Genomic DNA, 19,359 nt, shown 5'->3' with positions numbered 1-19,359 from the left:
CAGGATCGACGATGACTTCCGCAGACACTTCGCCTTCGCCCGTTCACGCTGACCAAGCCGACTTGGCTGGCACCGTTTGTATCGACTACGCCGTCGCGCTCTGGAGCGGGATCTCGCTCGAGGAGTTGGACTCGATGTACGCCAGTCACGACATCTTCGAAGTCAAGCGCTCGGCCCTGATCAGCGCTCTCCGGGATGGACGGCTGGAATGGTCAGATTCCGGCGCAGGCGCAGCGTTGGGCAAGGAGTCGACCAGCAGCACGTCCTTGGATGATCTGCTTGGACAAGGACGCGTTGCGATTCATGAGCACAGCCTGCGGTTCTGGCTTACGCAGATCGGATTCAGCGAACTTCAAGAAGTACCCCTCCGGAAGAGCCGCTCAGCGGACTGGTCACGTGCGAATGCCGCTACCGATCTGAATCGCGACATCGTCATCGCCGCAATGGCGGAGTTGCTCGCCGAAGCAGCACCCGAGACCTACCGCATCGCCGATCGCCCCAACGCCAAGCAGATTGGCCTTGCCATCGACGTTCGGACGAAGAAGTGGTTCGGGCCGGATGTCCAAGGTTTCTCCTCTTCGCGCAAGGCGGTCTCGGATGCTCTGCACCGCGCCGGGCGAGAAATACCCACCCGACGCTGGCACTGACAGAAAAATGGCATGCCAGAATTTTTCTGGCATTCGCCACGATCCCTGAAGGGCCGCTCCTAATCTGCCGCTTCCCCCGGCAGAACCCGATGGAGCGCCATGACCGCCCGCACTACCCGCCGCCACGCTTTGCAGCGGCAAACCGAACTCAGCCGCTTGTTCTGGACCGCTCCCGACGCGGCCTTGCTCGATCGCCGCACCGCCGCCGCCGGCCTGGGCTATACCGTGGCGTGGCTGGAAGCCGTCGCCGGTCGCGGTGAAGGCCCGAGCTACACCCGAATCGGCCGCCGCATCCGTTACCGCAAAGCCGACGTGCTGGCGTGGCTCGCCCGCCACGGCGAACGCATCACCCCCTCCGACGAGGGCGTTCGCTGAGATGTCGCTGCATTCCGATTCGGCCGGCGCCGAGGTGGCGGCGCATCTGCAACAGCAAATCGAAACTGCCATCGCGGCTTCCGCCGAGGATGTCGGTGCCGTCCTCGCGCCCTCGGTCGTGTCGGCGTGGGCGGAGCTGCGCTCGCTCGACCGTGGCGCCTTCGTCCGGCTTCGCGGCCGTGCCAAGAAGGCGAACCCGAGTCTGCCGCTGGCCGAACTGGAACGCGCCATCCGCGATGAGTCCGCCGCCGTATCGGACCGCGACCTGACCGCACTGGACGAGTTGGTCGCGCTGGCGCGATCGCGTTGCGATCTGTTTCACGACGCCGACCGCCAAGCCATCGCGGTCATTCCCATGGACGACCATCGGCAGGTGTGGCGGGTGCATTCGTCCGGCTTCGCCGATTGGCTGCGCGCGTTGTGGTGGACCGAACGCCGAGCCGGCTTGCAGGACACCTTGCTCAAGGCCGCGCTGGCTACCCTCGCCGCCGCCGGCATTCACGAAGGCGAGTCCGTGCAAGTGCATCTGCGCGCCGCCCGTACCGACGACGGCTACTACCTCGACCTGGGCGATCCGCTCTGGCGCGTCGTTCACATCGGCGAGGTCGGCTGGCAACTGCTCGACACCTCGCCCGTGCTGTTCGTCCGCACTCCAGCGATGCGCGCGCTGCCGATTCCGAATCGGCACCTCTGGGATGGCCGGGATCTGGATCGCCTCTGGGACCATATTAATGTCCGCGCCGAGGACCGGCCGCTCGTGCTGGCGTGGCTGTTCGATTGCTTGCGCCCAGAAACGCCGTTCCCGCTGCTGGAGCTGATCGGCGAACAGGGCTCGGCGAAGTCGACCACGCAGTCGGTGCTGCGCGACCTGGTCGATCCGAACAAGGTGCAGTTGCGCGGCCGACCGAAGACCGTCGAGGACATCTTCGTCGCCGCCGCCAACAACTGGCTGGTGTCCTACGAGAACCTGTCGAGCCTGATGCCCGAGCAACAGGATGCGTTGTGCACGCTGGCGACCGGCGGCGGGTTTGCTGCCCGGCAGTTGTTCACCAACGGCGAGGAACACGTCCTTCAGACCAAGCGACCGGTCGTCATGAACGGCATCGCGGTCATCGCCACCCGCCCCGACCTGATCGATCGCGTCGTGCATCTCGACGTGCCGCCCATCTCGGCCAGCCAGCGAAAAGACGATGCCGATGCCCGGGCCGCCTGGGAACAGGATCGCGCCGCGGTGTTCACCGGCCTGCTCGACTTGTTCGCGGTGGTCCTGAACTACCTGCCCGGTATCGAGCTTCCATCCAAACAACGCATGGCCGACTTCGAGCGGCTGGGCGAAGCGGTCGTGCGCGGACTGGGCCTGCCGCCCGGCACATTCCAGGCCCGCTATGCCGACTTGGTCCGCGCCGGCATTGACCGCGCGCTCGATGGCAACCCGGTCGCCCAAGCGCTGGACAAGCTGCTGCGCCGGGAAGCGTTGCCGTGGGTCGGCACCGCCGGCGCGCTGTACGAACAACTCGGCCACCTCTGCGGCCCCGACCGGACCGCTTGGCCGCGTTCGCCTAAAGGCCTGAGCGACCAGCTTCGCCGCGTCGCCCCGGCCTATCGCGCCAAGGGCATCGAGATCGAACACCGCGGCCACACCCGCGATGGCGCGGTCTGGAAGATCGCGCGCCATCCGGACGGGCGCGCGGACCGCGAATACCCAGTGTCGGCGCCGGCCGACACCACCCGAGACGAACTGGACGCCGCCGAAGCGGGGGCGCACCGCCCCTCCCGCCCCCGCAAAGGAGCGTCACCGTGACCAAGCCCACCGACCCGCGCGATAGCCCACCCGCAAATCCAGCGGCGCAGGTCATCGACTACGCCCCGGCGCTACGCCGCGCCGAACCCAATCCGCGTACCACCGCGCCGTCGCCCTACGAAACCTTGGCTTACCTCGCCTACGTGCTGCCCGCACGCCTCTATGCCGCCAATCCCTGGCTGCTTGACCCGAAGTACCGCAATTACCTGGAGAACTTGTGAAGCTCAATCCGTTTGCCAAGAAGCAGAAGAACGCCAACCCGTCCCGCTACGACGAGCTGTGCGCGGAATTCAACGAAGTCGACGCTCAGCTCAAAGAAGCCGAGCAATTGTTGACGCAGGCCCAGACCGACTACAGCGAATCGGCCCGCGCTTACCATGAACTGGAGCGGCGATCGAACTCCACCACGTGGTCCGCGCAAGAGCAGTCGCTGTTCGCCGAGTCGAATCGCGCCCTCGCGCACCTTCGCGACCGCGAGAGTGCCCTCAACACGCTCAGCCTGAAGCATCGGGACTTGCGCTGGCGGGTGGAAGCGCCGTCCTCCTTGAAGGCCGACAAGGCCGAGCTGCAACGGCTCACCGAACGAAGGGCGGCGCTGCAAGCCGATGTGGCAAAAGCGCGTGCGCGCACTGACCAACTTCAGCGCAGGGCCGACAGCCTCCACGCCGAGATCGAAGCCGAACGCGCCGCGGCCACGCAAGCACTGATCGACAGCGATAGCGAGGACCACGTGATCAGCCTTCCGAGCCGGCAGGCGGAGTTCGAGGTCGTCGTTGCCGCGCAGAACCAAGTACAGGAGCGCATCGCTGCGATCGAAGCCGAACTCCAGCAACTTCCGGATCTGCTGCGCAAGGCCGAGCACGCCATCTGTTGCAGCCAAGCGTTTGTCGCCGAAACGGAGCTAGAAGCTGAGCTTCCGGGTTTCATCGGCATTATCGCGCGTTACACCGTGGCGCAGCGACGTGCTCGTTACGGCGGTTCCGAAGATACGCATGAGATCAAGATTCCGCACGAGGCCCGCGAAGCCGCGCGTGCTCGTCTTGACGCCGAGATGCGTGCGTGATGCTAGCGCGCGGGCGGCCATCAATGTCTCTCGCGCGTCTTTCTGCCGATAAATGGACGCGGTTGGGTTGGCTTTCGGGCCGACCCGAGCGTACATGTCAACCCGTCCACGCGAGTCAAACCGCATGTCGAAGATCACGACTACGTTCCAACCGTCCGCCTCGTTACTGGCGCAATTAGCGCGCCTGCCCGAGATGTCGTGGCCCGAGTTGAAGGCCGAGCATCAACGTCTCTACCACGCCGAGCCGGCAGTGAAGCACCGGCGCTTTGTCGAACGCCGCATCGCGACCCGGCTGCAAGAGATCGAGTACCGCCATCACGACCGCGCCCGCTTGGACCGGAACCAGCGGCGCATCCGCGCGCTGGTCGAGTCTGGCGAGATTCCGCCGCGCGCCCGCAAAACCGCTCCGATGCCGGGCACCGTGCTGACGCGCGAGCACAACGGCGAACTGCACCGGGTCGCGGTCGCGCAGGACGGCGGCGTCGAGTATCGCGGTCAGCGCTACGCCAGCCTGTCGGCGGTCGCCCGCGCCATCACCGGCACGCGCTGGTCGGGGCCGGCGTTCTTCGGCCTGCGCACCCCTAATAAGAAGGAGTCCAAGTGAGCACCCCGCAAACCACACCGCGCCGCCTGCGCTGCGCGGTCTACACCCGCAAGTCCACCGAGGAAGGACTGGAACGCGAGTACAACAGCATCGATGCCCAGCGCGACGCCGGCCAAGCGTTTATCGCCAGCCGGCGGGGCGAAGGCTGGATTCCGGTCGCCGACGACTACGACGACCCCGGCTACTCAGCGGCGACCTTGAACCGGCCCGCGCTCCAACGCCTGATGGCCGACGTGCGCGCCGGCAAGATCGACATCATCGTGACGTACAAGATCGACCGGTTGTCGCGCAGCTTGCGCGACTTCCACAAGCTGTGGGACGTGCTGGCCGAGCACAACGTCGAGTTCGTCTCGGTGACCCAGCAGTTCAACACGACCGACTCTATCGGCCGGCTGATGCTAAACGTGCTGCTGTCGTTCGGCCAGTTCGACCGCGAACTCGATGCCGACCGCGCGCGCGACAAGATGATCGCGAGCAAGAAGAAGGGTTTGTGGATGCACGGCGTGCCGCCGTTGGGCTACGACCTTAAAAAGCGCCGGCTTGCAGTCAACGAGACCGAAGCCGCGCTGGTTCGCGTCATCTTCGAGCACTTCGCTGAGCACGGTTCCGCCGTGACTCTGCTGCGCGAGCTAAGAGCGCGCGGCGCGACCTCGAAGGTCTGGACGACCCGAAACGGCCGCAAGATCACCGGCAAGTCCATCGACAAGTCGCTCCTTTATAAGATGTTGGCGAACCGGACCTACCTCGGCGAACTGCGGCACCACGACCAGTGGTTTCCTGGCGCACACCCCGCCGTCGTCGACGGCGACCTGTGGGACCGGGTGCAGGCGCGGCTGTCTACGCCGGTGTCACCGCGCGAGCGGGTCGAGGCCGGTAAGGTCGCCTTTCCGTTGCGTGGCCTTGTCGTCGCCACGGACGGCCGCGCGCTGACGCCATGGCATACGACCAAAAAGAACGGCCGAACCTATCGGTACTACCTGAGTACACGCGCGCTGCACGAAGGCGCCAAGGGGCAGGACGCGCTCCGGTTTCCGGCGGCCGAATTGGAGGCTGCCGTCGTACAGCAGTTGCGTCATGTCATGACGATGCCGACGTTGCTGGCGGACCTGATCAAGACCGAAATCGCGCGCAACCCGAAACTGGACGAAGCCATGGTGACGGTCGCGATGGCGCAGGTCGACAAGCTTTGGGATCTGCTGGTGCCGGCAGAGCAGACTCGCCTGCTACACCGGCTGGTCGAGAAGGTCGTCGTTAGCACCGACACGCTGGAGGTCCGACTGCGAGCGGCAGGGGTTCGCGCCACGGCGGACGAGATCCATGCTCCAACGGAAGTAGCCGCATGAGCCGGCCGAACTTGGAAATCATCGGAGACGCCGAGAAGCGCGATGTCAGCGACGGAAGTGTCGCTCTAGTCGTGCCTATCCGGCTCAAGCGCAGAAGTGGAAGGCGGCTGGTGCAGATGCAGGCCGCCCCGGACGCCAGTCGCCCCTGGGACAAGCAGAAGACACCATTGCAGGTCGCGCTGATGCGGGCGCACCGCTGGCTGGCGATGCTGGAGGAAGGCGAGGCCGCAAGCTTGAGCGACATCGCCCGGCGCGAACGCACCGACGTCAGCTACGTCGCGCGGGTGCTGAACCTGACGACGCTGGCGCCGGAGATTGTAGAAGCGATCTTGGATGACACTCTACCTAATACCACCTTTCTCAACAGCATCGCCATTAATCCATTAGTGGACTGGCGCCATCAACTCAACGCGCTCCAAGCGTTCTGTAACGCGGAAACTTGATCTAGCGCCAGTCGCGAAGTGATTTCAGCTTGAACAAATCGCTAGATCTACTGATGGAAGAAGTTCTCAGGCCAAAGAGGCTCGGGCAAGTATCTGCGAATCAGATTGGCTTGTTGCTGATAGCCTCGGGCCTCCAACTCGCGGACGAATACAGGCCAAGGTGGAATGTTGCTCTTATACACATTGTTAGACGAAGTCGACATACCTCCGCCTTGCGAAGTGGAAAGCCCCCCGTATTGTGAGGTAGATAGGCCACCGTACTGGGAGGTCGACAGACCTCCATATTGAGATGTGGACAGGCCACCATACTGCGATGTTGACAATCCGCCATACTGAGAGGTAGACATGCCACCATACTGAGACGTTGACATGCCGCCATATTGCGCTGTTGAGGCACCACCGTATTGCGCAGTGGACATGCCGCCGTATTGAGCCGTAGACAAACCGCCACCTAGTGCAGTGCTAAGGTTGCGAGGCCACATCCGCATGTTTGGAATAACTGGCTTGCTCATAAACACTCCCGATAGTCTGTGTGAGACCCAAAAACTGAATAAAGCTGAGTGACGAAGCAGCTTCGGCCTGGATGAACTTTTAAGCATCAGACCAGTGGTAGTGGACCGCAGCTCTATCATGGGGGGCGTACGAATCATGGTAGCCATATACGGAGCGCTCAAGCCAAGAGCCTGCAGGCTGGCCGGCCAAATAGTCTTCCAGATGAAACCCAGGGTGCCAGAGACCTTGGGGAGAATACTTTTTCACATAAATGTGCAGATCCACTGATGCCCCTATGACAGCTAGTGCTTCTAGCAGGCAAACGCCATCTACCACCACAACCGAGAAACGGGCACAAAGATTTTCGAGGTCTCGCTTAAGATGATCTAAGCGCAACAGTCCAACATAGCTGTCCGCGTCCCTGTCCTTCTCTACATAGCTATCAAGACCAACACGAATTCCATCCATTTGCCGTGCAAGTTCAAACGCAAGCGTCGTTTTACCTGAGCCGTCAAAACCATCGATGCCAACAAGGCAGCCGGATTCGTGCTTGATCGTTCTCACTTGCTCAACAACTTCATCGACGATCGTTGTGATGTCCACGAAGCCTCCTCCGGGGCGTAACGTCAGACCAAAGGCTCTGCTTTGGACAAGTTTCTAACTGCAAGCTTACGACAGCAAGGGGCAATCGAGGCTAGCTCGGAGTTGCGATCGTCGCGCCTTGGGTGTACAGAATTGCATCGTCTGAACGCGGGTGCTCCGGCCAGCGGACATTCGGTATCGACGTCAAGTCGAACTCGAAACGACATTCCGGATCGCCGCCCGCTTCCAGAACCCCATGCAGGCTGGGAAATCGAAAGTCACGGTCGTTGACGTCACCCACAGTGATCATGAAGGCGATCGGATAAAACTTGATGAGCTTGAAGAACGAAATTCCGACACCGCGACCTAACGTCATGGTACCGGCGCCTTGTATGACTATCTGTCGATTGTCTGGATAAAGCCAGTAGTACATCCTCAGCTCGTCAGGGAATGCAGCGTCTTTGTCGAGGACGAAGTCGGTCAGTTGCGCGTCGACCTTTCCCTCGCGGTGTCGATTGAGTCCGTTGGCCAAAAGGTGCCCAATCGCTGAGCGAGCGACTCTGCCCGCCTTCGCGGTTACCGCGATCGGAGCATACAACTGTCGGTGAAAAGCCCGATCAATCTCGGCAGTGAGCCGCACCAACTCGGGATCATAGGTTCCACCCAACAGTTGGTTGTTGCACGCAGCGCAGATCGAGCGATAGTGGACGCCGCGTTGGAAGTAGCGTCGATTGACTTTGTCCTTATTAACATTCAGGTGTGTTATCAAGTCGGTTAAAAAGGCTTGTCCGACCCTTGGAACCCCTTTCGGCGGTATGTGGTCTGCTGAAAGCTTGGCTCGCTGCCCACAGATGTTGCAGGTCCCGATTTCCGGCCCTCGGGTTTCGATCCTCATAGCGCCCCCCCGCGCCTCGTAGCCAGCCTGATCATGATTATGCACCTAAAGCAAACGTCTTCGAGAGAATCCGTTAGGCACCATTTTCTTCACCTCGGAAGCGAATGTGTTCGGAGTTAGGCGGAGCAGGCTTCAACTGACATATTTTCCCCCACATCTCATGGAGGTTGTCGGTAGTAAAAGCTTCGCACGAGTAGTGGATATGAGGACCACCAACTGACCAGTGGTTTCCCTCCTCAGCCCTATCGCGCTGATCGAAGTAGAGCAAAGTCCAGAATTCATAGCTAGGCAAATAGAAGAGGTGTGCCGCAAACTGGCGCCTGTCCTTCAGTATTTGAAACAGTATGTTTACCGTTCGCTTAGCCTTACCAGTGAATGGGCCTGAAGTATGCGCAGTGAGCGCCGCATGGTCCTCCTGACTCAGTTCAAGCCCAGGGGGTGTATAGAAGGCAAAATGGCAGGCATATCGGTAAGGCTCCAGTAAGCCATGCTGCCCAGCGATGATGAAACGAAACAGATCTTCGTGCTCAACAGCCAGATCCCGGCAAATTTTTTTCGCCGCGCGCCTGTTCGGAGCATTGAGAAGACTGACAAGACCATCGAATCCAGGCGTGGTTTTATAGTCTTCCATCTATCCCCCTATTCACCAGCCGCGTCGCGCGGCACAGCCTTACCAATGTGGCCGGCCAAAAGCCGGCCATAAAAGGGACCTCTTGCCGCTAACGACGTGGCGGTGGCGACGATGGCTGCTGCGGTCGCGGAACATCACCTCTAACGTTGCGCTCCGGTGGCGGTGGCGGGGGAGGCGGGGGAGCTTTCGGCTCAGTCATGCGGAATTCCTCTTAAGGAGTGCTACCGAGATAGAAAGGAATGGCTGCTGCGAGCGCCAGAAGGACAGCGATCGTCAGACTTAGACTTGCACGATACAAATTGTAGGAGCGTCGATCGTTGTTCACTGCATTCACCGATGCAGATCTAACAAAGGCAAAGAACACGTAGTTATCAAAATGCTCTCTTACAAGGCTTTCGCCTCCATCAGCTTCCTCCTTGTAGGTCGCTTCAAGTTCAGCGTGATATGCCTCGATATCATTAGCCGTCGCAATCAACTTGTCCGTATGTCCGAACCAAGCACCTCGAAAGAACCAAGCCCCCACCAGTAGCGCGACCGAAGAGGCAACCAGCAACAACCAAAACAAGACACTCAAGTCATTGTCAGCAGGTCGCGACTTAGAGTTGAGCAAAAAAGAGAGCAATCCAACCGCTGCGAGAATGGCGCCGAATGGAAGAGTCAGCCTGGCACTTATCTTTTCGCGCCGATCCAGCTCGTAAAAATAGAGCTTTTCGTATAGCTTATACCGATCTTCCCGATTCATAAGATGATCGCCCCAAAGAAGTCAGATGCTGCAAGGCCATCGCACTCAACGAGTGCAGCAGCTCTCATACCTCAGCGCAACTTAAACCTCGCACAATTCCGTCTCACCACCTGAGACAGTCACGAAGGATGCAAGCCAATCAGTCATTTAACTGATACGAGTATCTGACGAGCCTCTCCTAATAGAAAGTCCTTCATTTGCACAAGCTCTTGACACTCCACTTCATCAGACCCGGCATAAGATGAAGGCGCGACAGAGATAGACAATAGGCGTCCCGTCAGAAAGGCTTGAGCTTCAAGTCCAAGTAGCCAGAGCTCCTCTCCCGACACCGCCTCACTTTCCTCCCGAAACATCCGAATTGTCTCTTCGTAGGTTTCGTCCATCGCCCTCAAACACGCTTCGCACATACGTTGAATCGCAGGCCCTGGGAGCATCGTGAATCCACGGGATGCCCAGTCGTCAACGATCCCTCGAAGCTCCTCCGACAACGCCACTGTCTGGCGTTCTAGGCGTGAATCAATTCTTCCAGAAACGCTGATCGTCATTTCGGTCACCACCTATTGGCTGTTGAGGCGAACGTTGGAGGAATCCGGCCGTACGCTGCCTCCACATACTACTGTGCTCCAGTGGCCGCAATCGTGAGTAAACTCACCTCCACCGGTCGATCTAGGCGTGTTTTACAAGGCGCAGAACAATTAGCCGAAGGATCAACAGAACTGGATGACGTCGATGTCGGCGCGGCTCAGAAAGCGCCTCAGACACCCGACCCTCAGTACACCACGCGCGTACATCAAACCGAGTTGGACACACGCCCGTCAGGCGCGCCAGCTTTCAGCGGAAAACTCTCTCCGCTGTCCGCACGCCCCTCTGCAAGCCCCGTTACTGGCGGGCCTTTGCGAGGGGCGTTTGGTTTTGGCTCTCGGTAAAAATGGACGAATCCACCCACCTCCCTCTCTCTCCACCCCGTTTTTCTCCGGTCGGTTGGTCCTGAGACCAAACGCTTGTGTGCGCAAAGCGCCAAAAACAAGGTGGATTTGAAAGGGGCTCGATTTGAAGTTGGATTTGGATATTGCCCACCGTTGGCGATTCCAACCGCTAGGCCGGCCCTCGCACCAGCCCGTACTCCAAGGCGATCCGCGTCAACGCGGCCTCACTGCGGACCTCCAGCTTGGCCAGCAACCGCGCGCGCAGCGTCCTCACCGTCGAACCCGAGATGCCCAACGCCTCGGCGATGTCGCCGTTGCGTTGGCCTTGGATCATCAGCATCGCCACCTCCAACTCGCGAGCGCTAAGCCGCTCGAAGGGCGAGGAATCAAACAGAAGGTGTCCACCTAGAGCGTCATCCAAAAAGCGACGACCCTGCGCGACCTCGCGCACGGCACGCACCACAACCGCGCCGTCGCGCGCCTTGGAGACGTAGCCCAACGCCCCGGCCGCCAGCAGCCTGCGCGGCACCGGCCCGCCGTCGACCATCGACACCATCAAAATCTTCATTGCTGGGTCGTGCTTCAGCAGTTGTCTGGTCAGTTCGAGCCCACTGCCATCCGGAAGCTGGTAATCGCACAGCACCACGTCAGGCGCAGCGGTCGGAATCGCATTCCTCGCATTGTCCACGGTGGCCGCTTCGCCGATGACACGAATGTCGGCTTGAGATTCCAGCAGCCACCGCAATCCAACGCGCACCAGCGGATGGTCGTCCACGACAAAAACTCGAATCATCGGCTCCCTCGACCACCTCGTCCAGGGAGGCGACTTAGCCGCGTTCATCTCGTCATTTGCAACATAATCATTTTGAAAGTGCGCACCGCCGATGCGAACGTGGCCGTAGAGCGACATTGTGTGGACGCGCGCTTATATATGCGTAGACATATGTCCACGAAGAATCAGGGAAATCCTACAGAAACTGGCCGGCCGCGCTGATACCGTCGTGCCGACATCAACCTTTCGAGCTTATGTCGTGAGCCCCCTTTCGAATCGCACGGTGATTTTCGAAGTTGTCCCTCGGCGGCCGTCCTCATGGCACATTTCAATAGACGATGTTGAACATCCCGCGTGCTTTATCGACCGGGAAGTCGCTGTCGCCGCGGCGTCCGCCCATGCGCGGCTATTGCACCTGGATGCAGGCTTGACCACCGAAGTCCGTATCACGACCAGCAAGGGCAATACCGAAACCGTTGTTCGCTTCGATTCGGCCCACGCGTCGCAGCACACGCATCTACTCTGGTCCTCCGCATGAGCAACATTAATTTCATGAACCAAAGCACAGACACTGCTCGCACCACCGGTACGCCATGGCGCTTCAAGCCCCCAAGTTGACGTGATCAATTTCGATGCGATACTCGCCGCGCAACCCGGTATCCCACTAGCCGGGTGTCGCATCAGAGGCGACGCTCGTTCGCTATAAAGATCGAGCCAAGGAGCAGTACAAATGGACTTGCCACTAATCGCATCAGCGCCGCCCGTGACATTCCGGGACTGGTCAAACACCGAGCCCGAAACCGGCTCTCATCTCGTTATTACGGGAACGTCATCGCCGGCCTTCCACGCACTCATCCCCCGTGGATAGCTCCAGCTATTAGTCATGGCTCCCTGACTTCTTCTCATCGTCTCGCCGCCGAACCATCGGTGGCCATCCGTTCTCACGAGCACGCACCAAATGAACACCCTGAAGGAGACTTCATGAAAACGAAAGGATTTGCGCTCGCACTTAGTCTTTGCGCGGCCTGGTCCAGCCCGTCTCTGGCAGACGTCGTGTCATGGAAATGGAATCTGACCGTCTACGACTCATCGAACAATGTCTTGGAAGCGAAAGAGTTCACCAGCCGAGGCGCGGCCGAGCAATACCTTTGGGCGTCGTCTCCCACGAACGACACGTTGCGCGAGGTCTCCTATATCGGAGAAACGGACCGTGCGGAATACAAGTACAAAGGAAGCCGCTTTCAAACATATCCGGGGGACCACCAGTACCAGGTCTCTGTACTGAAGAAAAACGAAATTGGCCAATGGGAACGCGGTTGGGCGTGGTTTAGGACCGAGGCTGAGGCTGAGGTCGCTTACAAGCACTACCTCACGTTCTGGTGGGGGGAGTACAACTATGCATGCGCGCCCATCATAGAACTGGGAGCATGGGATGCACTGGGAGATGATCCGTACGACTCCCAAAGAAGAAGCAACAAAATCACGGCGTTCGAGCGTAATGATAAGGAATGCAGGCTAGACAGAGCGACGGTCTTCAGCGACGCGGAATTCTCAAAGCAGCGCATCACCAATCACGACAATGTCGAGAACCGGGACGGCCTCTTTTTCAAGGACCCGCCCCTTTTTGTCGGCCTACCCCAGAGCATAGAGGTCGATCGCAGCGGCCCTCCCAACAACGATGGCAACTTTAGCCATCTTCAATGGTCCGTTCGAAGCCTGCGCACCGCTAAGTTGGTCGGACAGCCCAATCACTGCGGCCCGCTCAAGGGCAACCCTTGCGACATCGCCCGCGGTTCCAAGCATGAGACGGCGACCGACGCGGCTGGGCACGGCCCCCTTGGCCTTACCCGCACGTATAACTCGACCGACTCGGGCGGCAGCTACGGGCTCGGCTGGCGAGGGCCGTATGAATACTTACTGATGAGGTCCGAGGACGGCTACGACTACATCCTGACCACGCCCGACGGAAAGCAAACCAATCTGACCGTATCCGCTGGCCGTGACGGTAGCACGGAAATGTATCGCAGCCGGGACAATCGCTCCACAGGGATGAGGCTGTATTACACCCCGGGCGGGGCACGAATGATCCGGGTCGAGTTTCCAGGTCTGTCGATCGACTTCCGTCCACCGACTCCGAAGAACACCGCCAAGCCCGTTCAGATCACCTACAACGGCAGCGAGACCGTTGCTCTACGCTACGACCATTTGGACCGCCTCGCGCGTGCGGAGCACCGAGGCCGCGCTATCCAATACGTCTACGAGTACACCGATCTTAAACGCACGCATAAGGTCTCGGCCGCCGTTATGCCGGACGGGCGCCTGATCACGTACCAGCACTCGACCGACGGCTTGCTGGAGCGCGTCGCTGACGACAGCGGCGAACTGTTCAAGTATGGCTACAAAGCCGGCACCTCCCTGCTGACCTCCATCCTGGAGAGCGGAGATCACCTGCGTGAGTACCGCTATGATGACTTCAGCCGTCTGATTGGCTCGGTGAACGGCCCAGCCAAACACGGCTACGCCTACACGCCGACCCAGACCACGGTGACCTTCCCGGGCGGTAGAACAGAGGTCACGAACTTCGAATCGACCACGCGTCGTCGGCCGGTACGCGAGGAGACCATCGGCGGACTGACCACCACCACGACCTATACGGACTACGACGATACCGTTACCGAGTCCAACAACGCGGGTCTAACCGTCGTCACGAAGTATGGCGATACCTCTTCCACGGTGCAGACCTCCCTCAACAACGTGCTGGAGCGCACAGCCATCACCACGTTCGATGCTGGAACCTCACGGCCCAAACGGGAAGAAGTGAAGGACGCCTCCGGCACGCTGGTGCAGCAGACTGACTTTACATACAACAGTCGGCAGCAATTGTTGACAGTAACCCGTAAGGACCCGAAAACCGCCGAGCAGCGGGTGGCCACACTGAGCTACTGCGAGGACAGCGACCTGTCCGCTCCGGGCACGGCCTGCGCCACGGTCGGTGCGGTCAAGTCCAGCGACGGTCCGCGTACCGACGTCAATGATGTTACGACCTTCGGGTATTACACCAGCGACGCATCGACGTGCTCGGTTCCGGGCGGCGCATGCCCTTACCGTAAAGGCGACCTACGCCTGCGCGTGGATGCACTGGGCGGTACCACCGAGATACTGAGCTACAGCCCCTTCGGGACGCCCCTTTCGGTGCGGGACGCCAACGGAGTCGTGACCGACTACGAATATCACCCGCGCGGCTGGCTGACCGCGAGCAAGGTGCGTGGCGACGACAATGCCGGGGAGACCGACGACCGCATCACCCGGGTCGAGCACTGGCCGACGGGCTTGGTGAAGAAGGTCACCCTGCCGGGCAACGTGTCCACCAGCTTTGTCTACGACGCCGCCGAACGCCTGACCAAGATCACGGACAACGCCGGCAATACGCTCAGCTACACGCTGGACGAAGCGGGCAACCCCAAGCAGGAGGACATCAAGACGGCGAATGGGACGCTCAAGCGCACGCTGTCTCGGGTGTTCAATACCTTGGGGCAAATGGAAGCGGTCAAGGACGCCTCGCAGAACCCCACCGGTTTCCGATACGACAAGAGCGGCAATCCCGACCGCGTGACCGACGCGCTGCTACGCAAGACCGATCGCGCCTATGACCCGCTCAATCGCCTGAGGACCGTGTTGCAGGATGCCGAGAGGCTGAAAGCCGAGACCAATCTGGAGTACAACGCCTTCGACCAGATCACCAAGGTCAAGGACCCCAAGCGCCTCGACACCGTGTACAACTACAACGGGTTCGGCGAACTCACCAAGCTGACCAGCCCGGACACCGGTGTCACCGACTACACCTACAGCGCCGGCCTGCTGGCGACCAAGAAGGACGCCAACGACCCCGCCGCGCATCGTTACACGTACGACGCACTTAACCGGCTAAAGGCGATCTTCTACAGCGCCACCGGCCCGGCCGATGTCGAGTACGACTACGACACCGTCAACGCTGAATGCGCGGCGGGCGAAACCTTCGCCGTGGGTCGCGTTACCGCGATGCGCGCCGATGGCACCGAGCTGAAGTACTGCTACGACCGCTTCGGCCAGATCGTGCGCAAGGTGCAGATCGTCGCCGGCAAGAGCTTCCTGCTGCGCTATGGCTACACCGTCGCCGGTGACTTGCGGACGATGACCTATCCCAACGGCACCGTGGTCGATTACGTGCGCGATAGCCAGCGGCGGATCCAGGAAATCGGCGTCAAACCGCCCGGCCTGGCCCGCACCGTGCTGTTGAACAACGCCACCTACGAACCGTTCGGCCCGGTCACCGCCTGGACCTACGGCAACGGCCGCACGCTCAGCCGCAGCTACGACCTCGACTACCGCCCGAAGACCGTGTTCGACCCCGCCAGCGGCGGCCTGTCGCTGGGTTACGGCTACAACACCGTGGGCGAGCTAGTCGAACTGAAGAACGGCCAGAACACCGCAACCCAAGCCAAGTACGACTACGACCCGCTGGGCCGCCTGACGGTCACCCGCGACGGCCCGAGCAATACCGCGCTGGAAACCTACGGCTACGACAAGACCGGCAACCGCACCGGCCTGCTGCGCGCCGGAATCACCGACACCTACAACTACCCGAGCACCAGCCATCGCTTAAGCAATGTCGGCGCGGTCAGCCGCGGCTACGACGCCGTCGGCAACACCACCAGCATCGGCGGTACAGCGAAGGAGTTCGTCTACAACGCCAACGACCGCATGAAGCAGGTCAAGCTGGGCGGCGTGGTCAAGATGGGTTACCGCTACAACGCCATCGGCGAACGCGTGGCCGCGATCAATGCCGACACCGGCCCGGTCACGACGTACACGCTGTACGACGAAAGCGGGCAGTGGATCGGCGACTACGACAGCACGGGCGCCGCGATCCAGCAAGCGATCTGGATGGGTACTGCGCCGGTGGGCCTATTGATCGGCGCCGGCACGAATCCGTCGTTGAACTATGTGCAGCCGGATCATTTGGGTACGCCGCGCGCGGTTATCGATCCGGTGCGTAATGTCGCGGTCTGGACTTGGGATGCGAAGAGCGAAGTGTTCGGCAATAGCCCGCCGAATCAAGACACAGATTTGGACGGCACGCCCTTCGTGTTCAACATGCGATTCCCGGGGCAGCGTTACGACCCTAACACGGGCTTGAGCTACAACTACTTCCGCGACTACGATCCGGCCTCTGGACGCTACATTCAAAGCGACCCAATCGGATTGGGCGGCGGCATTTCAACCTACGGATACGTCGCCGGCCGACCCTTGCACCTAACTGATCCGCTGGGCTTGGAATCACCGTTTTCTGGCAATAATGGTGGGCATAAGGTTTGGTGGGAGACGCCAAAGAGCAGCGGGCCAGGGTATGTAATGGCGGCCAGTGCAGCCATCGTGGGTGCGGCTGCTCTGTGGGAGCTGGGCTATCTTTCAACGGCCGTTGTGAACCCCCTAACGGTGAGATCTGCAACAGTTTTCGTTGCGGAAGCCGTAGGTGGGACTCAGCTTGTTTATGGTCCCGCCGGGACCGGCGCAAAAAAAATAGCCGGCGAAGTATGCGAGTATGCCGCAGACAAAACGAGGACTCTTTTTCACTACTCCACCGAGGAAAATATCAGCGCGATTGCTGCCTCCAAGTCGCTTCTACCATCTCTGAAGGCGTTGAATCCGAAAGACGCCAGATATGGCAACGGGCAGTATTTATCGGACGTACCACCAGGGGCCATGACATGTGCTCAGTTATCTCGCTGCTTTGTAGGAAATCCGTTTCAAGGCAAAAGATTCACCAATTTTGTAGAAATAGATGTCACGGGATTGAACGTGGTTAAGGGGCGCGACAATGTTTTTGTGATCCCGGGAGAGGAAGCACTAGATATCAGTCAGCGAGTTATTCGAACTGGGAGCAACTAACGTGACCTACCTAAAAGTCCAGTGGCATCACAATATTGCGATGGAACCTGTTCTTCTATTGAGCGAACTCGACAACGAGCGCTATGAATTACGAAAGATTGAGATCTTCGCTGACGGCCGCCTCGGCTTTGCTTCAGAACAGAGCTCAACTATGGGCACGACGCTAAGTGAGAGCCCGCTTCCGGAAGCAGAAGAAATAGCTAAAGACGCGCAGTTCACTGTCCTACCGCTCAGCGCGAGCGAGTTTGAGACGACATGGGAGAAGGCCACTGAACGCCAACCCTAAGTTACGTCAGTAGTAATCCGTAGCATAAAGGCCCCGGCAACGGGGCCTTTCTTTTTTGTAAGGCAGCTACAGAAGTGTTCGCCGCCGCTCCCAGAGTTGCCGGGCAATCGAGCGCACCCTCACGCTGCCGAGCGCATCAACCACTTGGCTGGCACTGATGCCCATGTGCCTCAGCCTCGCCAGCTCATCCTGCAAGTCGATGGCGATGTCAGCGAAGCCACTCGCTTCGGTTGCTGGCTCGGCTGGGGCGTAGGCGGTTCGTCCGCTCGACACAAACGCGACCTCGACGGGCCTGAACACCTCGCCCTCTTGCGCCTTCGCGTCTGCCGCCAGCGTGTGGCCGAGCATGACCCGATGACGCGACGAACACCGTGCGACGGGGGCGACGACCATCCGCTCCTCCCGCCAGCCGCAGATCCAGCCGATGTCGGCGCAGATCTTAAGTAGCTTGGTCTCCAGCATGTCGCGCACACCAGCTTTGGCGGCAGGTCGACGCGCCGTTCGCCGTTTCCGATTGCGCATCGTGTTCTTCATTTCGCAGCCTGTCCTCATGATCCGACGAACACGATGTGGCCAGGCCGGCGGGAGCTCAAGCGCTAAAGTGATTCGGTGACGGTGGTGATGGTGGTGACGGTATATCTCGACCTGGAACTACGAACGGAAACGAGAACCAAGAATCGAAGCAGCCGTTGTGATGGTCGTGACGGTTGTGATGGTGTATCCAGACCTGGAACTACGAACGAAAAGCGAAGGTGCCGTCTCGAGCCTATAGTGTGACAGTCGTGACGATGGTGACGGTGTATCCCGACCTGGAGCCACGGACCAAAAACGAGAACCACGAATCGAAGTCGCCGTTGTGACGGTTGTGATGGTTTATCCGGGCCTGCAACTACGAACGGAAACGAAAGCCCTGTCTAGAGCTTACGTTGGGACAGTCTTAGCGGCTCACAAGCGATTGGCCACGGTGCTAATCCAGCGAACATCTGGCAGCTTATGCACCGTACGCCTTAATCGAGTCTTTAGCCATTCTTTTATTTTTGAAGATGACGAACCAGCTCCTGTATTAGGCGCATACTCGTTTGCCTCTATAGCCACAAGGTCCAGACATGGAACACCATGTGGAATGGTTTCAATTCACCCTGCCGTCTTATCAAACGATTGGACCCGACGCACTTCGGCTCATCTGGATGCAAGCATGCGGCTCCAGCAACATCTCAGTTCAGCGCAACAGTCGCGTAGTTCAAGGGTGCCGGATGCCCATCTACTCACTTCGCGCGTCCCCGCGCTTAACCAGCTTATCGCTGGTCGAAGCCCGCCTGAGAAGCCTTATGCAAGCGGCACGACTCGACAGCACTCTCACCCTTGTCCTACGTTGAGGCCGCTATGCACGCAAATTTCGATATCGCGATAGGAAAGTGTGAGTCTGCCGATGACAACGCGGTCGTGATCCTGCTCGACACAGCAATGGTTAGCAGGCTTGTCCCGGGCCACCCTTGGTGTATGAGCGGAACCAGCAAGTTAAAGCTCTCGGCCCGACTCTGTAGCGAACTACGGCCACCACGGGTCGGAGAAGAGGCATTCCTCGACAGGGACGCGATCTTGAAGAATCCCAGCGGTCAACTCGACCTACTGGGAGATGGCCAGTACACCTCGATTCGCTTGAAAGCTTTGGCCGCGAATACAGACCCCCAAGAAGTAATCCCGAAAGCCACAGTCTCTTGGAATGCGCGACCTTCTCGCCAGAAGCCTCTTTAATGCCGCGTTCCGTTTGGCACTCAAAGCTTTTGCTCTCTACGAAGTAAGATCAGGGCCCTTCCTTCAGCTTAGGT

General features: G+C 59.8%; 17 protein-coding genes. 10 read left to right on the top strand and 7 right to left on the bottom strand.

Going from position 1 to position 19,359, the window contains the following annotated elements; translation table 11 throughout:
* Positions 1-11 precede the first annotated feature (11 nt).
* The 8 genes from V7787_RS08365 to V7787_RS08330 all read left to right on the top strand — a co-directional run bounded on the left by V7787_RS08365 (position 12) and on the right by V7787_RS08330 (position 6,276).
* Positions 12-647, top strand: a complete 636-nt coding sequence (locus V7787_RS08365) for a hypothetical protein (RefSeq protein ID WP_336087136.1) — start codon at positions 12-14, stop codon at positions 645-647.
* A gap of 99 nt (positions 648-746) precedes the next feature.
* Entirely contained in the window at positions 747-1,022 is a 276-nt protein-coding gene (locus V7787_RS08360; RefSeq protein ID WP_336087134.1) for a helix-turn-helix transcriptional regulator, read from the top strand.
* Position 1,023: 1 nt separating this feature from the next.
* Positions 1,024-2,823 (top strand): hypothetical protein, encoded by a 1,800-nt coding sequence (locus V7787_RS08355; RefSeq protein ID WP_336087132.1) that lies wholly within the window; start codon positions 1,024-1,026, stop codon positions 2,821-2,823.
* Positions 2,820-3,044, top strand: a complete 225-nt coding sequence (locus V7787_RS08350; protein WP_336087130.1) for a hypothetical protein — start codon at positions 2,820-2,822, stop codon at positions 3,042-3,044. The genes V7787_RS08355 and V7787_RS08350 overlap by 4 nt, the downstream gene beginning before the upstream one ends.
* Positions 3,041-3,886: a hypothetical protein gene (locus tag V7787_RS08345; RefSeq protein WP_336087128.1), complete on the top strand. Its 846-nt coding sequence runs from the start codon at positions 3,041-3,043 to the stop codon at positions 3,884-3,886. Before V7787_RS08350 ends, V7787_RS08345 begins: the two co-directional genes overlap by 4 nt.
* A gap of 124 nt (positions 3,887-4,010) precedes the next feature.
* Positions 4,011-4,490: a DUF2924 domain-containing protein gene (locus V7787_RS08340; protein ID WP_336087127.1), complete on the top strand. Its 480-nt coding sequence runs from the start codon at positions 4,011-4,013 to the stop codon at positions 4,488-4,490.
* Complete coding sequence (locus tag V7787_RS08335) at positions 4,487-5,833, top strand: recombinase family protein (protein WP_336087126.1); 1,347 nt, start codon at positions 4,487-4,489, stop codon at positions 5,831-5,833. The genes V7787_RS08340 and V7787_RS08335 overlap by 4 nt, the downstream gene beginning before the upstream one ends.
* Positions 5,830-6,276: a LacI family transcriptional regulator gene (locus V7787_RS08330; RefSeq protein WP_336087125.1), complete on the top strand. Its 447-nt coding sequence runs from the start codon at positions 5,830-5,832 to the stop codon at positions 6,274-6,276. The genes V7787_RS08335 and V7787_RS08330 overlap by 4 nt, the downstream gene beginning before the upstream one ends.
* A gap of 591 nt (positions 6,277-6,867) precedes the next feature.
* On the opposite strand, the gene V7787_RS08325 is transcribed toward V7787_RS08330, so the two are convergent.
* The 6 genes from V7787_RS08325 to V7787_RS08300 all read right to left on the bottom strand — a co-directional run bounded on the left by V7787_RS08325 (position 6,868) and on the right by V7787_RS08300 (position 11,454).
* Positions 6,868-7,371, bottom strand: coding sequence for a hypothetical protein (locus V7787_RS08325; protein WP_336087124.1), 504 nt, complete (start codon positions 7,369-7,371; stop codon positions 6,868-6,870).
* A 91-nt stretch (positions 7,372-7,462) separates the two neighbouring features.
* A complete protein-coding gene (locus V7787_RS08320; protein ID WP_336087123.1) occupies positions 7,463-8,245 on the bottom strand; it encodes a hypothetical protein in 783 nt (260 codons plus the stop codon).
* 73 nt (positions 8,246-8,318) lie between these two features.
* The gene (locus V7787_RS08315) at positions 8,319-8,876 is read right to left on the bottom strand and encodes a hypothetical protein (protein WP_336087122.1); all 558 of its coding nucleotides are present in this window, start codon (positions 8,874-8,876) and stop codon (positions 8,319-8,321) included.
* Between the two features lie 211 nt (positions 8,877-9,087).
* Positions 9,088-9,618, bottom strand: a complete 531-nt coding sequence (locus V7787_RS08310) for a hypothetical protein (protein WP_336087121.1) — start codon at positions 9,616-9,618, stop codon at positions 9,088-9,090.
* Between the two features lie 143 nt (positions 9,619-9,761).
* Complete coding sequence (locus tag V7787_RS08305; RefSeq protein WP_336087120.1) at positions 9,762-10,163, bottom strand: hypothetical protein; 402 nt, start codon at positions 10,161-10,163, stop codon at positions 9,762-9,764.
* Positions 10,164-10,713: 550 nt separating this feature from the next.
* Positions 10,714-11,454 carry a response regulator transcription factor gene (locus tag V7787_RS08300; protein ID WP_336087119.1) on the bottom strand — a complete coding sequence of 247 codons (741 nt, stop codon included), beginning with the start codon at positions 11,452-11,454 and terminating at the stop codon, positions 10,714-10,716.
* A gap of 843 nt (positions 11,455-12,297) precedes the next feature.
* Here V7787_RS08300 and V7787_RS08295 point away from each other — a divergent pair.
* Both V7787_RS08295 and V7787_RS08290 read left to right on the top strand, forming a co-directional pair.
* The gene (locus V7787_RS08295; RefSeq protein WP_336087117.1) at positions 12,298-17,244 is read left to right on the top strand and encodes an HYD1 signature containing ADP-ribosyltransferase family protein; all 4,947 of its coding nucleotides are present in this window, start codon (positions 12,298-12,300) and stop codon (positions 17,242-17,244) included.
* Position 17,245: 1 nt separating this feature from the next.
* Positions 17,246-17,530, top strand: a complete 285-nt coding sequence (locus tag V7787_RS08290; protein ID WP_336087114.1) for a DUF6881 domain-containing protein — start codon at positions 17,246-17,248, stop codon at positions 17,528-17,530.
* A 66-nt stretch (positions 17,531-17,596) separates the two neighbouring features.
* Here the strand turns inward: V7787_RS08290 and V7787_RS08285 are convergent, their stop codons facing one another.
* Complete coding sequence (locus V7787_RS08285; RefSeq protein ID WP_336087112.1) at positions 17,597-18,064, bottom strand: hypothetical protein; 468 nt, start codon at positions 18,062-18,064, stop codon at positions 17,597-17,599.
* Between the last annotated feature and the right edge of the window lie 1,295 nt (positions 18,065-19,359).

The sequence above is a fragment of the Pseudomonas sp. CGJS7 genome, from assembly GCF_036961695.1.
This window is presented reverse-complemented; position numbering and strand designations above follow the sequence as displayed.

What these genes read in the sequence shown, in the direction of transcription:
- V7787_RS08285 (WP_336087112.1), bottom strand. Translation starts at nt 18,064, where the DNA reads ATGAAGAACACGATGCGCAATCGGAAACGGCGAACGGCGCGTCGACCT.
- V7787_RS08365 (WP_336087136.1), top strand. Translation starts at nt 12, where the DNA reads ATGACTTCCGCAGACACTTCGCCTTCGCCCGTTCACGCTGACCAAGCC.
- V7787_RS08320 (WP_336087123.1), bottom strand. Translation starts at nt 8,245, where the DNA reads ATGAGGATCGAAACCCGAGGGCCGGAAATCGGGACCTGCAACATCTGT.
- V7787_RS08295 (WP_336087117.1), top strand. Translation starts at nt 12,298, where the DNA reads ATGAAAACGAAAGGATTTGCGCTCGCACTTAGTCTTTGCGCGGCCTGG.
- V7787_RS08355 (WP_336087132.1), top strand. Translation starts at nt 1,024, where the DNA reads ATGTCGCTGCATTCCGATTCGGCCGGCGCCGAGGTGGCGGCGCATCTG.
- V7787_RS08330 (WP_336087125.1), top strand. Translation starts at nt 5,830, where the DNA reads ATGAGCCGGCCGAACTTGGAAATCATCGGAGACGCCGAGAAGCGCGAT.
- V7787_RS08305 (WP_336087120.1), bottom strand. Translation starts at nt 10,163, where the DNA reads ATGACGATCAGCGTTTCTGGAAGAATTGATTCACGCCTAGAACGCCAG.
- V7787_RS08315 (WP_336087122.1), bottom strand. Translation starts at nt 8,876, where the DNA reads ATGGAAGACTATAAAACCACGCCTGGATTCGATGGTCTTGTCAGTCTT.
- V7787_RS08300 (WP_336087119.1), bottom strand. Translation starts at nt 11,454, where the DNA reads ATGTCGCTCTACGGCCACGTTCGCATCGGCGGTGCGCACTTTCAAAAT.
- V7787_RS08310 (WP_336087121.1), bottom strand. Translation starts at nt 9,618, where the DNA reads ATGAATCGGGAAGATCGGTATAAGCTATACGAAAAGCTCTATTTTTAC.
- V7787_RS08340 (WP_336087127.1), top strand. Translation starts at nt 4,011, where the DNA reads ATGTCGAAGATCACGACTACGTTCCAACCGTCCGCCTCGTTACTGGCG.
- V7787_RS08360 (WP_336087134.1), top strand. Translation starts at nt 747, where the DNA reads ATGACCGCCCGCACTACCCGCCGCCACGCTTTGCAGCGGCAAACCGAA.